This is a genomic window from Streptomyces sp. NPDC088252 (genome assembly GCF_044740965.1).
GTDB lineage: Bacteria > Actinomycetota > Actinomycetes > Streptomycetales > Streptomycetaceae > Streptomyces.
The window spans coordinates 402,048-416,995 of sequence record NZ_JBIURS010000004.1 but is presented as its reverse complement, the minus strand read 5'-3'; the positions used below and the strand labels follow the sequence as shown (position 1 = coordinate 416,995).

Below are 14,948 nucleotides of genomic sequence, written 5' to 3'. Positions count from 1 at the left end.
GCGTACGTCCATCATTGTTCCAGGTGGAGTCAAGGGAATCATTGCAATTGTTCTCAGTTCAATGCAACAAGCTCAAACTTGTTCGGTGCAATTGAATGGTGGTGAACGCTATGGTGGGAACGCCACGGACATGAAGGAGGTCGCGATGCCGGGAGGCAGACTCACCCAGCAGGAACGCCAGCAGATCGCGCTGGGACTGGCCGACGGCCTCGCCTACGCGGAGATCGCCCGACGCCTCGACCGCCCGACCTCGACGATCACGCGCGAGGTGATGCGCAACGGCGGCCCCACCACCTACCGCGCCGACCTCGCCCACCGTGCCACCGAACGCCGCGCCCACCGCCGCAGAAAGGCCGCGCCCAGGGATCCCGGCTCGCCCGCGCAGGCCCATGGGCGCGATGCCGAAGCCGTGCGCGAGTACGAGGAGACGTTCACCACCGTCTTCATGCAATCGGGTCTGCCCAGGATGACGGCCCGGGTGCTGGCCGGCCTCTACACCACCGACGCCGGCAGCCTCACCGCCTCCGAACTCGCCGGGCGCCTCCAGGTCAGCCCGGCATCGGTCTCCAAAGCGGTCACGTTCCTCGAAGGCCAGGGCCTCATCCGCCGGGAACGCGACGAACGCCGCCGCGAACGCTATGTCGTCGACGACGACGTCATGTACCAATCCACGATGGCCGGCGCCCGATCCACCGCTCACCTCGGCGAGGTCGCCCGGCAGGGCGTGGGCATCCTCGGCCCCGGCACCCCGGCCGCCGCCCGCCTGGAGAACATCGCCCGCTTCGTCGACTTCGTCTCCGAGAGCATCGCCCGCGCCGCGGACCAGGCCCGTGAAGTCCTCCACACGAAACCCGGAACGACCTCGGACAGCGCTGACTGAGCCGCCTGCGGATCGCGGGCCGACGGCCTCGGCGGTCCGCCGGGCCGGACGTCGAGGGCGGTGTCCGGAGGCGTCGCGCACCACCGGGGCGGCCGGTGGCGCGGTGTTCGGCGTGGCGGCGGTCGTCCCGGTGGCGATGGCCGCCCGGGTGCGCGCCGGACGCCGCACCGGATCGCCCTCGCCCCCGCCTCTTGTCTGATGTGACGTCAGGTACGACGATGGCCCCCGCGCCGTCAGGTGACGATACGTCAGATTCCCTCGGGAAGGAGGCCGTTCGGTGCCGATACTGCCCACCGGACCGCTGTCGTACGGGATGCAGCTCCCGATCCAGTCGCAGAGCACCATCTACGCGGAGGAGTGGGAGGCCGCGGCCACCCCCACCGACCTCGCCGAGATCGCCCGCACCGCAGACCGCACCGGCTTCGCCTACCTGGCGAGCTGTGACCACGTCGCGATCCCGCGGCGGCTGGCCGGGGTGATGAGCACCGTCTGGTACGACCCGGTCGCCACCCTGGCCTTTCTCGCGGGGATCACCGAGCGGGTCCTGCTGATGAGCCATGTCGCCGTCGTCGGCCTGCGGCACCCGCTGGTCACCGCCAAGCAGTACGCCACCCTCGACCACCTCTGCGGCGGCCGGCTGATCCTCGGGGTCGGGGCCGGACACGTGCCCGAGGAGTTCGGGGCGCTCGGGGCGGACTTCGACGGGCGGGGCGGGGTCCTCGACGAGATCATCGACGCACTGAAGGCGGCGCTGGGCCCCGAGGAGTACCCGGAATTCGCGGGGGAGCGGTTCTCCTTCGCCGGTCTCGGGCAGCGACCGCGTCCGGCCCAGGAACGGGTGCCGGTCTGGGTGGGGGGATCCTCGCCCGCCGCCGTGCGCCGGGCCGCGGTGCGGGGCGACGGGTGGCTGCCGCAGGGCGATCCGCGGGAGAAGCTGCCCGCGCAGATCGGCCGGCTGAGGGAGCTGCGCGAGGCGGCCGGGATCGAGGCCCCGATCGTCATCGGCGCGATCACCGAGCCGCTGTACATCGGCGAGCCGGAATGGTCCGTCGGGCGGCGCACCCTCAGTGGGAAGCCGGAGGCCGTCGCGGAGTCGCTGCGCGCGTACGGAGCCATGGGCGTCCATCAGATCCAGGTGCGGTTCCGCAGTCGGAGCCGTGGCGAACTGACCGACCAGATGGCGGCGTTCGCCGCCGAGGTCGCACCCCATCTCGACAGTTGAGGAGTCAGGACATGGGCAAGCTGGACGGACGGGTCGTACTGATCAGCGGCGCGGCGCGCGGGCAGGGTGAGCAGGAGGCGCGGCTCTTCGCCGCGGAGGGCGCGCGCGTGGTGATCGCCGACGTGCTCGACGAGCAGGGCGAGGCGCTGGCCGAGGAGCTGGGGGAGGACGTGGCCCGGTTCGTGCGGCTGGACGTGAGCCGGGAGGAGGACTGGCGGTCCGCCGTCGCCGCGGCGAAGGACGCCTTCGGGAAGATCGACGGGCTGGTCAACAACGCGGGGATTCTCCGGTTCAACGAGCTGGTGGCCACGCCGCTGGAGGAGTTCCAGCAGGTGGTGCAGGTCAATCAGGTGGGCGCCTTCCTCGGGATCAAGAACGTCGCGCCGGAGATCGAGGCCGCCGGCGGCGGGACCATCGTCAACACCGCCTCGTACACGGGGCTGACGGGCATGGCGTTCGTGGGGGCGTACGCCGCCACCAAGCACGCGGTGCTCGGGCTGACCAAGGTGGCAGCGGTGGAGCTGGCCGCGAAGGGCATACGGGTCAACGCCCTGTGCCCCGGGGCCGTGGACACCGCGATGACCAATCCGGCGACACTGGACCCGGCCGCGGACCCGGAGGAGTCCAGGGCGGCGGTGGCGGAGTTGTACCGCAAGCTCGTACCGCTGGGGCGGATCGGGCAGCCGGAGGAGGTGGCCGCGCTGGCGCTCTTCCTGACCTCGGACGACTCCTCGTACATCACCGGGCAGCCGTTCGTCATCGACGGGGGATGGCTGGCCGGGGTCAGTCTGTTCTGAACGTTCCTGACGATGCGTCAGGTATTGACGGGTGCGGGTGCCGGTGGAACAGTCGGACGCGTCACGATCTGACGATGTGTCAGAAAACGATTGAGGACGGTGAATCCCCTTGGAATTCGGGCTCTTTGTACAGGGGTACGTGCCCGCCGCGCGGGCCAGGACCGACCCCGGGGCAGAGCACAAGGCGCTGATCGAGGAGACCGAGTACGTCATCCAGGCGGACAAGTCCGGCTTCAAGTACGCCTGGGCCTCCGAGCACCACTTCCTGGAGGAGTACTCGCACCTCTCGGCCAACGACGTGTACCTGGGCTACCTCGCGCACGCCACCGACCGCATCCACCTCGGATCCGGCATCTTCAACCCACTCGCTCCCGTCAACCACCCGGTGAAGGTGGCCGAGAAGGTCGCCATGCTCGACCACCTCTCCGAGGGCCGGTTCGAATTCGGCTCCGGGCGCGGGGCCGGCAGCCACGAGATCCTGGGCTTCATGCCGGGCATCACCGACATGAACCACACCAAGGAACTCTGGGAGGAGACCATCGCCGAGTTCCCCAAGATGTGGCTCCAGGACGAGTACGCCGGCTTCCAGGGCAAGCACTGGTCACTGCCACCGCGCAAGATCCTGCCCAAGCCGTACGGCAAGTCGCACCCGGCGATGTGGTACGCGGCCGGTTCGCCGTCCTCGTACGCGATGGCGGGCAAGAAGGGGCTCGGCGTGCTGGGCTTCAGCGTGCAGAAGGTCTCCGACATGGAGTGGGTCGTCGAGTCCTACAAGACGGCCGTCAAGGAGGCCGAACCCGTCGGGGACTTCGTCAACGACAACGTCATGGTCACCTCCACGGCCATCTGCGCCGAGACGCACGCCAAGGCCGTCGAGATCGCGGTGGGCGGCGGGCTGAACTACCTGCAGTCGCTGCTGTTCCGCTACCACGACACGTTTCCCCGGCCGGAGGGCATCCCGGAGTGGCCCGAACTGCTGCCGGAGTACTCCGAGGAGATCATCGAGCTCCTGATCGCCGAGGAGCTGATGATCTGCGGCGATCCGGACGAGGTGCTGCGGCAGTGCAAGCGGTGGGAACAGGCGGGGGCCGACCAGCTGAGCTTCGGGCTGCCGATCGGGATCAGCCGTGAGGACACGCTGAACTCGATCAAGCTGATCGGTGAGCACGTGATTCCGAGGATCGACACGGACCCGGTGCACCGGACCTCGCGGTTCCGGGGGGCGGCGGGCCGCGCGTAGGGCGCGTCCCGGGGCGACGCGGGTGAGCGGGGGTGCGGGTGCGGCGCATCCGCGGGCCGGACGCGCCTGTGGCGGGCCTGCCCCCGCCTCTTCCCGTGACCGGGTGCTCCGCCCCCCGCACCCGCGCTCCTCGATCGACGCGGGGGCCGGAAAGAGACCAGCGGCGTCTTCCCGGGTCGCCGCTCCGTGCAGCCGGGGTGCGTACCGCGGCCGTGCGCACCCCGGCCGCACACCCCCGCCCTCGCGACGGGAAACACGTACTCGCGGCAGATCACGGAACGGAAGGGAACCCCCGTCATGCTCGACCACCTGATCCGCGGCGCGACCGTCGTGGACGGCACAGGCGGACCCTCGTACCCCGCCGACGTCGGCCTGCGCGACGGCCGCATCGCCGTCATCGCCGAACCGGGCACGCTCACCGAGGAGGCCGTCACCGCCGAGGACGCCACCGGCCTGGTCCTCGCGCCCGGCTTCGTCGACCCGCACACCCACTACGACGCCCAGCTCTTCTGGGACCCGTACGCCACCCCGTCCATGAACCACGGTGTCACCACCGTCGCCGGGGGCAACTGCGGATTCACCCTCGCCCCGCTCCACCCCGGACGCCCCGGCGACGCCGACTACACCCGCCGCATGATGGCGCGGGTGGAGGGCATGGCCCTCAAGGCCCTGGAGGAGGGCGTCGACTGGAGCTGGTCCAGCTTCCGCGAGTACCTCGACGCGCTCGAAGGGCGGATCGCCGTCAACGCCGGGTTCATGGTCGGCCACTGCGCCCTGCGCAGACACGTCATGGGCGCCGACGCGATCGGCGGACAGCCCACCCCCGAGCAGCTCGACGCGATGCTCGCCCTCCTCCACGACGCGATGGACGCCGGGGCCTGGGGTCTGTCCACCACCCAGTCCGCCACCCACGCCGACGGGGAGGGACAGCCGGTCGCCTCCTGGCACGCGCTCCCCGAGGAACTCCTCGCGCTCTCCCGCGCCGTCGGCGAACACGAGGGCACCCAGCTCGAAGCGATCGTCGCGGGCTGCCTCGACCAGTTCTCCGACGAGGAGATCGAGCTTCTCGTCGACATGACCGCCACCGCCGGACGCCCGCTGAACTGGAACGTCCTCACCATCGACGCGGCCGTGCCCGAACGCGTGCCGCGCCAGCTCGTGCCCAGCGAACGCGCCCGCCGGGCCGGCGGGCGGATCGTCGCCCTCACCATGCCGATCCTCACGCCCATGAACATGTCTCTGGGCACCTTCTGCGCCCTCAACCTGATCCCCGGCTGGGGCGACATCCTCGCCCTCCCCGTCCCCGAACGCATCGAGCGGCTGCGCGACGCGGACACCCGCGCCGAGATGCTCCGCCGCGCCGACAGCAAGGAGGCCGGTGTCTTCCGCCGCCTCGCCGACTTCGGCCGGTACGTCATCGGGGACACCTACAGCGCGGCCAACGAAGGGCTCAGCGGCCGTGTCGTGGGCGACATCGCCGCCGAGCGCGGACAGGAGCCCTTCCACTGCCTCGTCGAGATCTGCGCCGCCGACGACCTGCGCACGGTGCTGTGGCCCATGCCCACCGACAACGACCCCGACTCCTGGGAGCTGCGCCGCCGCACCTGGGCGCACGAGGACGTCATGCTCGGCGGCTCCGACGCGGGCGCGCACCTGGACCGGATGTGCGGCGCCCCGTACACCACCCGTTTCCTCGGCGACTGCCTGCGCCGACGCAAACTCCTCCCCCTCGAACAGGCCGTCCGGATGCTCACCGACGATCCCGCCCGTCTCTTCGGGCTCCGCGACCGCGGCCGGATCGAGGAGGGCTTCCATGCCGACCTCGTCCTCTTCGACCCCGAGCGCATCGACGCCGGGCCCGCCACCCTCGTGCACGACCTGCCCGGCGACAGCCCCCGCCTCGACTCCAAGGCCATCGGCATCGTGTCGGTCCGGGTCAACGGCGTGGAGACCCTGCGCGACGACAAGGTGACCGGCGCGGTCCCCGGTACGGTGCTGCGCTCCGGCCGCGACACCCGGACGGTGAGCACCGTATGAGCGACGGAAGCCCGACGCGCGACGGGAAGCGGCGTCTGTTCATCGGCGGGCGGTGGACCGAACCCGACCACGGCCACTACGAGGTGATCAACCCGGCCACGGGGGAGGTCGTCGGCCTCGCTCCCGAGGCGAGCCGCGAGCAGGTGTACGCCGCGGCGTCCGCGGCCCGTGAGGCCTTCGCCGGCTGGTCGCGCACCCGTCCCGAGGAGCGGGCCGCCGTCCTCGACCGGGCCGCCGACCTGATGCAGCGCGACCTCGCAGGCAACGCCGCACTCGCCCAGGCGGAGAGCGGCGCCACCACGGGTACGGCCAGGGGCATGCAGGTCGCCGTCGGCGCCGCCCGCTTCCGCCGGTACGCCAGGGGGGCCCTGGAGCCGGTCGAGGAGGCCGTCGCACCGCAGATCAACGAGGCAGGTCCGATGGGGCGGGCCGGTGTCTTCGGGGCACTGGCCGTACGCCAGCCGGTCGGCGTCGTCACCTGCGTCACCTCGTACAACAACCCGTGGGCCAACCCGGCCGGCAAGGTCGCTCCGGCCCTGGCCATGGGCAACACGGTCGTCGTGAAGCCCGCGCCGCAGGACCCGCTCTCCGTCTACCGGATGGCCGAGGCGCTCGAAGAGGCGGGCGTTCCGGCGGGCGTGGTCAACGTCGTCACCGGATCGGGCCCCGAGGCGGGCGAGGCCGCCGTCGGCTCACCGGACGTCGACATGGTCAGCTTCACCGGCTCCACGGCCGTCGGGCAGCGCATCGCCGAGGTGTGCGGGCGCTCCATGAAGCGGCAGCTGATGGAGCTGGGTGGCAAGGGGGCCGCCGTCGTTCTCGACGACGCGGACCTCGACTCCGCGGCGGCGGGCATCGGCACCACGTTCTCCTTCTACAGCGGCCAGATCTGTACGGCCCCGACCCGCGTCCTCGTCCAGCGCGCGGCCCATGACGCCCTGATCGAGAAGCTCACCGCGTACGCGGGGCATCTGAAGGTCGGGGACCCGACGGCCCGGGGCACGGTCGTCGGCCCGGTGATCTCCGCCGCCCACCGCGACCGTGTCGAGTCGTACGTCGAACTCGGCCGGAAGGAGGGGGCGAGGGTCGTCACGGGCGGCGAACGTCCGGCCGGTCTCGACCGGGGCTTCTACGTCGCACCCACCCTCCTCGCCGACTGCACCAACGACATGCGCGTCGTCCGGGAGGAGATCTTCGGCCCGGTCGTCGTGGTCGTCCCCTTCGACGACGAGGAGGAGGGCATCGCACTCGCCAACGACAGCGACTACGGGCTGATCGACTACGTCTGGTCCTCGGACGTGGCACGGGCATTCCGGGTGGCCCGGCGGCTGCGGGCCGGCGGGGTCGGTGTGAACACCATCGGGCGGAACATGGAGGCCCCGTTCGGCGGGTTCAAGAAGAGCGGTGTCGGGCGCGACGTCGGTTCGTACGCCCTGCACGCGTACAGCGAACTCCAGGCGATCGTCTGGCCGGGCTGAGGGGGCGCACCCCGCGGGTGTCCGCTGAGCGAACACCCGCGGGAAAATTTTGAATCACCATAAAACGGACAGTGCTGCGATTCCCGTACGGCGTTGCGATCGAGCATCGGCCTCGCATTGGAAGGAGATTTATGAAAATAGCCTTCAATTCAATCCTGTGTGACCGTCATGTTTCTTGAATGTTAAGGGCGAGTTGGCGGAGTCTCAGCCTCCGAATGTGGATATCGCAGCGCATACCGTCCTCTACATGACACAGCTGGACGCGCGGCCGCAGGCCGGAGACCCGGTACGGGACGCCGCCCCGGCCGACGGTGTACGCGGCAAGGGCCTCGGCGGGAACTCCGTCGGCCTGATGGGCAGTGCCGTCATCGGCATCTCCACCGTCGCCCCCGTCTACTGCCTCACCTCCACCCTCGGTTCCACCGCGGGTGAGGTCGGCGTGCAGATGCCCGCCGTCTTCCTGGCCGGCTTCCTGCCGATGCTGCTCGTCGCATTCGCGTACCGTGAACTCAACAAGGCCGTGCCGGACTGCGGCACGTCCTTCACCTGGACGGTGAAGGCGTTCGGCCCGCGCGTCGGCTGGATGTGCGGCTGGGGCCTGGTCATCGCGACGATCATCGTGCTGTCGAACCTGGCGGGTGTCGCCACCTCGTACTTCTGGCTCCTGGCGGGCGAGATCTCGGGCAGCGGTTCGATCGCCGCCCTGGACCACAACAAGCCCGTCCACATCCTCACCTGTCTGATCCTGATCGCGGTCGCCACGGCGATCAGCTATCGCGGGATGACAGCCACCAAGGGCATCCAGTACGCCCTGGTGGGGCTTCAGCTCGTCGTCCTCGCGCTGTTCGTGGTGATGGCCGTGCAGAAGGCGCACAGCGGGGAGTTCGCCTCCTCGCTGCACTTCTCCTGGTCCTGGCTGAACCCGTTCGCGGTGAAGTCGTTCGCGACGTTCACGGCGGGCCTGTCGCTGTCCATCTTCATGTTCTGGGGGTGGGACACCTGTCTGACCGCCAACGAGGAGACCATCGGCAGCGAGAAGACCCCCGGACGCGCCGCCCTCATCGCGATGGTCGTGCTCGTCGGCTCCTATCTGGCGACCGGCATCGCCGCCCAGATGGCCGTCGGCTCCGGCGGCTCGGGCCTGGGTCTCGCCAACCGGGACACCTCCGACAACGTCTTCGCCGCACTCGCAGGCCCGATCATGGGCCCCGGCCTCGGCGTCCTGCTCTTCATCGCCGTCCTGGCCTCCGCCGCCGCCAGTCTGCAGACCACCTTCATCCCGGTGGCCCGCACGGTCCTGGCGATGTCCACGTACGAGGCCCTGCCCGCCTCGTACGCCCGCGTCCACCCGCGCTTCAAGACGCCGGGGAGGGCCACCGTCACGGCGGGCGTGGCGACCGGTGTCTTCTACACGGTCATGACCCTGGTCAGCGAGCACGTCCTGGTCGACACGATCTACGCGCTCGGCCTCATGATCTGCTTCTACTACGCGCTGACGGCCTTCGCCTGCGCCTGGTTCTTCCGTGCCGACCTGACCCGCTCGGTCCGCGACCTGGTCTTCAAGGGCCTCTTCCCGGTCCTCGGCGGCATCCTGCTCGCCGCGGTCTTCGGCAAGACCCTCTACGACATGTGGAACCCGGCGTACGGCTCCGGCTCGTCCGTCTTCGGGGTCGGCTCGGTCTTCGTGATCGGTGTCGGGCTGCTGCTGCTCGGGGTGGTGCTGATGCTGGTGATGCAGCGCCGCAGCCCGGCGTTCTTCCGCGGTGAGGTGCTGACGAAGGAGACTCCGGCGCTGGTGGTGGCGGACTGAGGGCCGAACGCCCTCGGGTGCGTGGAGCTCAGGACGAAGCGGCTCCGGGGCCGGAGCCCGCTCAGCCTGTCGGGTGACCTCGGATCGGATGGCGGGCGCGGTTTGGTGTGTGCGATTCCGGGGCGGAGGAGGGAGTCGACGCGGAGCGTCGGCGACCGACGACAACGCGGGAAGCGCGCGTGCCAGGGCGTGGCCGCCCGGTCGGAGGTCACCCGACAGGATCTCGGCCCGCGCGCCAGTAACCCAGGGCGTTCACCCGCTCCTTGGCGACGGCCAGGTCCTTGCGCACGTACGCGGCGAGGGTCCTGGTCGTCGCCGTGTCGCAGGCGATCCAGACGTACGCGTCGGACGGGGCGGCGCCCAGCAGGCCGGGGAGTGCGGACTTCACCTCGGCGACCAGAGAGGCGCCCCCGTCGCGGCGCGGTACCCGGTGCAGGGTGTGGTGGGCCGGGTCCAGACGGAACGGAAGCTTCTCGTCCGAGGCGTGCGTCGTCTCGAACCAGATGGTCGCCGGGGTCCGTGGGACGGCGTCCAGCAGGGAGTTGATCGCGGGCAGCGAGGCCGGGTCGCCGATCACGAAGAGCCGGGCGGGCGCCGGTTCGGGCAGGCGGAAGCCGGTGCCCTGGAGGGTCGCCTCGATCGTGTCGCCCGGCCCGGCCCGGCGGGCCCAGTCGCTCGCGGCGCCGTTGTGCAGGGCGAACTCCAGGCTGAACGTGCCGGCGGCCGGGTCCGGGTCGACCAGGGTGTAGGCGCGCTGGTGCGGTCCGCCGCCGTTGCGCTCGAACCAGATCCTGACCCACATCGTCGGGTGCGCGCCGCCGGTCGCGGCGAGCAGCCCGCCGTCGGTGAGGTGCACCCGGTGGAAGTCCTCGGTGACCCGTTCGGTCCCGGTCACGGTGAACGTGAAGTCCCGTCCCCGCATCAGCTTGAGGACGACGCCCTCCCAGCCATGCCCCACAGCCGGACCTCCCTGCTCCGAAAAATTGATTAGGTTAGGCTAACCTAAATTTCAGAAGGTCGGGAATACGGCGATCGAGCAAGGGGCGGGATGCGGCATGCGTGGAGACGTCCACCGGGACGACTGGGGCATACCTCATCTGCGGGCGGACGACGTCCTCGAACTCGCCCGCGCCCAGGGCCACGACGCGGCCCGGGACCGCGCCTGGCAGATCGAGGTCGAACGGCACCGGGTGTGCGGCACCACCGCCGCGTTCCTCGGCGCGGACGCCGTGGACTGGGACCGGTTCGCCCGCCGGGCCCGGCTGGTCGACACCGCGCGGCGCTGCTTCGACCGGCTGGAGCGTGTCGCGCCGCGCGCCGCCGAGTGGGTCGTCGCGTATGTCGAGGGCGTGAATGAGGGCCTGGCCGAAGGAGCCGCCGCCGCACCGGAGTTCACGGCCGCCGGGACCGGTCCCGGGCGATGGGAGCCCTGGACCCCGCTGGGAGTCTGGCTCTCCACCCACATCCTGTTCGCGGGCTTCCCCGCCAAGCTCTGGCGCGAGGAGGTCGCCCGCCGGCTCGGCGCGGAGGCGATCGGGCTCTTCGCCGCCGACGGCCCCGGCACCGCCGGTTCCAACGGCTGGCTGCTGACCGGCGACCGCACCGCCACCGGGTCAGCGCTCGTCGCGGGCGACCCGCACCGCTTCATCGAGGACCCGGGCGTCTACCAGCAGATCCACCTGGCCTGCCCCGAGTTCGACGTGGTGGGCCTCGCCGTCCCCGGCGTGCCCGGCATCGCGCACTTCGGGCACACGGGTGGCGTCGCCTGGGCGATCACCAACGCGATGGCCGACTACCAGGACCTGTACCGGGAGCGGTTGCGGCGCACGGCGGCGGGCGGGGTCGAGGCGCTGGGCCCCGGAGGCTGGGAACCGGCCGCCGTCCACACCGAGACGATCGAGGTGGCGGGCGCCGATCCGGTCGTGGTCGAGATCATCGAGACCGAACGCGGGCCGGTGATCATCGGCGGCGCGGACCGCGGCCCGGACGCTGTCCTGGACGGCGGACCGGGCCGCGGACCGGATGGTGATGTGAGCGGTGACGCGGACGGCATCAGCCTCCGCTATCCGCCCCGCGTCACGCACGAGCTGGGCTTCGAGGCGCTGCCCGCCCTGCTCCGGGCCCGTACCGTCGCCGATCTGGACACCGCCCTGGACCTCTGGGCGGAGCCGGTCAACGTCGTCCTCGCCGCCGACACCGGCGGTGCCACCCTGCACCGCGTCGCCGGTCACGTTCCGCTGCGCCCGCGCGAGAACCGGCTGCGCGTCGTACCGGCGCACGACCCCGCGTACGCCTGGCGTGGCCGCCATGCGCCGATGCCGCGTGCCGAGATCGAGGAGGTGGAGGTGATGGCCAACGCGCGTGGTCTCGCCGCCCCGCTCGGTGTCGAGTTCGCGCCCCCGCACCGGGCGGCGCGCATACGGGAACTGCTCGGCCGGTCCGACCACTGGTCCGCCAAGGGCATGGTGGACATCCACACCGACACCCGTCTCGCTTCCGCCCGCCCGTTGCTGGAGCTGCTGGCCGGGGCGACGGGGCTCAGCCCCGAAGCCGCCCGGCTGCGGGACCGGCTGCTGCGCTGGGACCGTCACATGGAGGCCGACAGCACGGACGCCACGCTCTACGCGGCCGTGCGCGCCGATCTCGTCCACCGGCTGGCCGGCCACCCCGCCCTGGCCGCCGTCACCGGCTCCGCCGACCCGGCCCGCTCACCCGCGTACCCGGCGGTGTTCCGCCCCTGGCTGGCGGCGGTGCCGAGAATCGCGTACGCACTGGAGACCCTGCTGACGCACGGCCCGCTCCCGCACGCCGACCGGCAGTCGGCCGTCGCGGCGGCGGCCGAGGCGGTGGCGGCCCGGTGCGCGGCGGGCACCTCGCCGCGCGCCTGGGGCGAGGCGCACCGCGCGGCCCCCTGGCAGGCGCTCCCGGGCCCCGAGGAAGCCTGGCCGGGCCTGGCCGGTGACCACGACTGCGTGCTCTCCACCTCCAGCGTTCCCGGCATCACCGACCGTTTCGCCCGGGGACCCGCCGCCCGCTACGTCTGGGATCTCGCCCGGCGCGAGGACAGCCTGTGGGTGGTTCCGTTCGGGGCGTCCGGGATCCGCGGCGACGCCCACCACCGTGACCAACTGCCGCTGTGGGTACGGGGCGAGCTCGCGCCCGTGGTCACCGACTGGAACAAGCTGCACCGAACGGAGAGGAGAACCGGGATGACCGCCGACCCTGCCGTGCGCACCCCCGTCCACGAGCAGCGGGTCCCCGGCTTCGGGACCGTCCGCCTCGTCCCCGTGGACCCCGCCGCGGACCTCGATCTGATCCACGGCTGGGTCACCGAGGAGCGCGCCAAGTTCTGGGGCATGGGCGACGCGAGCCGTGAAGAGGTCCTGGAGACCTACGAGTTCCTGGACTCGCTCACCACGCACCACGCTCATCTGGCCCTGCGCGACGGCGTTCCGGTCGCCCTCTTCCAGACGTACGAACCGGCCGCCGACCCGCTGGCCGACTGCTACGACGTCCGTCCCGGGGACTTCGGTGTCCACCTTCTGATCGGCCCCGGCGACACCACCGAACGCGGCTTCACGGCCGCCCTGCTCTCGGTGCTCATCTGCTACGTCTTCAGCGACCCGGCGCACCTGCGGATCGTGGTGGAGCCGGATGCCCGCAACGAGAAGGCCCTCGCGCGGATGGTCCGGGCGGGCTTCGAACTCGGCCCGGAGATCGACAAGCCGGAGAAGCGGGCCCGGCTGGCATTTCTGAGCCGGGCGGCCACCGCGGGGGTGACTGCCGCGGGGCGTAGGGGGCCGGGTACGAACGGGCCGGCCTCAGAGCCTGTCGGGTGACCTCGGACCGGGCGGTCACGCCCTGGCACGCACGCTTCCCGCGTTGTCGTCGGTCGCCGACGCTCCGCGTCGACTCCCTCCTGCGCCTTGGAATCGCACGCACCGGACCGCGTCCGCCAGCCGGTCCGAGGTCACCCGACAGGCTCTCAGGCGGCCCGTTCCCTGACGTCGTCCACGACGTGCTGGTCCAGTGCCGCGCGCACCAGAGCGGCCGCGAGCACGGCGGGCCCGTGACCGTCCGCCGGCTCGGCCTGCTCGTCCTGCCCGGCCGGTTCGTCCTGTCCGGCTTCCCCGGCCTGCTCCGCGAGCCGTGCGAGTCTCGCCGGTGAGGCGGGCAGCCCGAGTTTCTCGGCGCCCTGCAGTGCCTTTCCGTCCAGGAACGGCGCCGTCTCCGGCCATACCGCCTGTACCTCGCGCACGAAGATGTCCGCACCGGCCGGGCCCATGCCCGGAGTCCTGCGCAGCCCGGCGCGCAGGACGTCCAGATCGCCGTCGGCCTCCCTGCGCAGCCGCCGCAGATCGCCCCCGTACTCCACCAGCAGGAGCTGCGCCCCGTCGCCGAGCTGGGTGGCGGTCCGTTCGTCGTAGCGCCGGTAGCCACCCTCGCCGAGCGCGTCGACGCGCTCCTGCCAGGTCGCCCCGATCATCCGGTCCGGGGTCCGCAGGCCGTGGCGGAACAGTGCGCGCGCCGCCGCCACCGCCACGGAAGCCCGGATGCGGGCGCTCAACAGATCGCTGAGGACGAGAAGTTGGTACAGGGGCTGCGGAGTGTTCCGCAACCGGATGCCGGCCTCGGCGGCATACGTGGTGCCGTAACGGCTGAGCAGAACCTCCACGGTGCTGCGGGCGGTCACCGGGACCCGCCCCCTTCCTCGGCCGCGACCTGCTGGAGCGTGCGCCCCGTCCGGGCCGACCTTGCCCGGTACGGGTCGGGTGTGCCCGGTCCGTCATGGGTGGCGCGTCCGTCCTTGGCCTTGATCAGCAGCCATATCTCCCCGCCCGGCGCGTCGCTCTCGTCGCGCCCCTTGAAGCGCGTGAGGGCGAACTCGCCGTGCAGCTTGGTGCCGTCGAGCCAGAAGGTCGCGTGCCCGTCCTCCAACGACTGTTCGAACGGCACCGGTCTGCCCCGGCGGTCGTGGCTGAGCGGACGGTAGGTGCCCTGGTCCCACACGATCACCGTGCCGCCGCCGTACTCGCCCTTGGCGATGACGCCCTCGAACGTGCGGTACTCCAGCGGATGGTCCTCCGTGGGGACGGCCAGCCGCCGCTCGCGGGGATTCTCCGAAGGTCCGCGCGGCACCGCCCAGGACTTCAGTACGCCGCCGACCTCCAGCCGGAAATCGAAGTGCATGCGGCGCGCCTGATGGATCTGTACGACGAAGCAGGGCGCCGCGCCCGTCCGCTCGCCGTCGCCGCGTGGCTCCGCCGTCGCGTCGAAGTGCCGTTTGCCGCGATAGTCCCGGAGCCGGTCGTCGTTCCCGCCGGTCACATCCATGCGGACACCTCCTCCGGCAGCCCCGCCCGGTGCCCCTCTTCCACTGTGACGCCCCCGGCCGCGAAGCGCACAGGGACACGGGGACGCACGGGAACGCACGGGGGTGAGAGCGCGTCGGCAGCACGGACGGCTGGTATGTCGACATCAAGT

Annotated in this window: 11 protein-coding genes; 8 read left to right on the top strand and 3 right to left on the bottom strand. The window is 71.4% G+C overall.

Translation table 11 applies throughout. From position 1 onward, the window contains the following. Positions 1-145: 145 nt before the first annotated feature. The 7 genes from ACIOHC_RS11675 to ACIOHC_RS11645 all read left to right on the top strand — a co-directional run bounded on the left by ACIOHC_RS11675 (position 146) and on the right by ACIOHC_RS11645 (position 9,464). Positions 146-880, top strand: a complete 735-nt coding sequence (locus ACIOHC_RS11675) for a helix-turn-helix domain-containing protein (RefSeq protein WP_351080130.1) — start codon at positions 146-148, stop codon at positions 878-880. 277 nt (positions 881-1,157) lie between these two features. Continuing rightward, complete coding sequence (locus tag ACIOHC_RS11670) at positions 1,158-2,102, top strand: LLM class F420-dependent oxidoreductase (RefSeq protein ID WP_401842585.1); 945 nt, start codon at positions 1,158-1,160, stop codon at positions 2,100-2,102. An 11-nt stretch (positions 2,103-2,113) separates the two neighbouring features. Further along, a complete protein-coding gene (locus tag ACIOHC_RS11665) occupies positions 2,114-2,899 on the top strand; it encodes a glucose 1-dehydrogenase (protein ID WP_351080134.1) in 786 nt (261 codons plus the stop codon). 109 nt (positions 2,900-3,008) lie between these two features. Next, a complete protein-coding gene (locus ACIOHC_RS11660; RefSeq protein WP_351080136.1) occupies positions 3,009-4,139 on the top strand; it encodes an LLM class flavin-dependent oxidoreductase in 1,131 nt (376 codons plus the stop codon). 297 nt (positions 4,140-4,436) lie between these two features. After that, a complete protein-coding gene (locus ACIOHC_RS11655; RefSeq protein ID WP_401842582.1) occupies positions 4,437-6,176 on the top strand; it encodes an amidohydrolase family protein in 1,740 nt (579 codons plus the stop codon). Further along, positions 6,173-7,654: an aldehyde dehydrogenase family protein gene (locus tag ACIOHC_RS11650; RefSeq protein ID WP_351080140.1), complete on the top strand. Its 1,482-nt coding sequence runs from the start codon at positions 6,173-6,175 to the stop codon at positions 7,652-7,654. The genes ACIOHC_RS11655 and ACIOHC_RS11650 overlap by 4 nt, the downstream gene beginning before the upstream one ends. A 247-nt stretch (positions 7,655-7,901) precedes the next feature. Then, complete coding sequence (locus ACIOHC_RS11645; RefSeq protein WP_401842581.1) at positions 7,902-9,464, top strand: APC family permease; 1,563 nt, start codon at positions 7,902-7,904, stop codon at positions 9,462-9,464. A 208-nt stretch (positions 9,465-9,672) separates the two neighbouring features. On the opposite strand, the gene ACIOHC_RS11640 is transcribed toward ACIOHC_RS11645, so the two are convergent. Next, complete coding sequence (locus ACIOHC_RS11640; protein WP_401842579.1) at positions 9,673-10,422, bottom strand: siderophore-interacting protein; 750 nt, start codon at positions 10,420-10,422, stop codon at positions 9,673-9,675. A 97-nt stretch (positions 10,423-10,519) separates the two neighbouring features. On the opposite strand from ACIOHC_RS11640, the gene ACIOHC_RS11635 reads away from it, so the two are divergent. Then, entirely contained in the window at positions 10,520-13,303 is a 2,784-nt protein-coding gene (locus ACIOHC_RS11635; protein WP_351080146.1) for a GNAT family N-acetyltransferase, read from the top strand. A 146-nt stretch (positions 13,304-13,449) separates the two neighbouring features. Here ACIOHC_RS11635 and ACIOHC_RS11630 read toward each other — a convergent pair whose 3' ends face one another. Both ACIOHC_RS11630 and ACIOHC_RS11625 read right to left on the bottom strand, forming a co-directional pair. Continuing rightward, a complete protein-coding gene (locus ACIOHC_RS11630; RefSeq protein ID WP_351075906.1) occupies positions 13,450-14,157 on the bottom strand; it encodes an endonuclease in 708 nt (235 codons plus the stop codon). Further along, positions 14,154-14,798 (bottom strand): DNA polymerase ligase N-terminal domain-containing protein, encoded by a 645-nt coding sequence (locus ACIOHC_RS11625; RefSeq protein WP_351075909.1) that lies wholly within the window; start codon positions 14,796-14,798, stop codon positions 14,154-14,156. The genes ACIOHC_RS11630 and ACIOHC_RS11625 overlap by 4 nt, the downstream gene beginning before the upstream one ends. Positions 14,799-14,948: the final 150 nt, after the last annotated feature.

Excerpts from the sequence above, each read along its gene's own strand:
- ACIOHC_RS11675 (WP_351080130.1), top strand. The coding sequence starts at position 146 with ATGCCGGGAGGCAGACTCACCCAGCAGGAACGCCAGCAGATCGCGCTG.
- ACIOHC_RS11665 (WP_351080134.1), top strand. The coding sequence starts at position 2,114 with ATGGGCAAGCTGGACGGACGGGTCGTACTGATCAGCGGCGCGGCGCGC.
- ACIOHC_RS11655 (WP_401842582.1), top strand. The coding sequence starts at position 4,437 with ATGCTCGACCACCTGATCCGCGGCGCGACCGTCGTGGACGGCACAGGC.
- ACIOHC_RS11650 (WP_351080140.1), top strand. The coding sequence starts at position 6,173 with ATGAGCGACGGAAGCCCGACGCGCGACGGGAAGCGGCGTCTGTTCATC.
- ACIOHC_RS11645 (WP_401842581.1), top strand. The coding sequence starts at position 7,902 with ATGACACAGCTGGACGCGCGGCCGCAGGCCGGAGACCCGGTACGGGAC.
- ACIOHC_RS11635 (WP_351080146.1), top strand. The coding sequence starts at position 10,520 with ATGCGTGGAGACGTCCACCGGGACGACTGGGGCATACCTCATCTGCGG.
- ACIOHC_RS11625 (WP_351075909.1), bottom strand. The coding sequence starts at position 14,798 with ATGGATGTGACCGGCGGGAACGACGACCGGCTCCGGGACTATCGCGGC.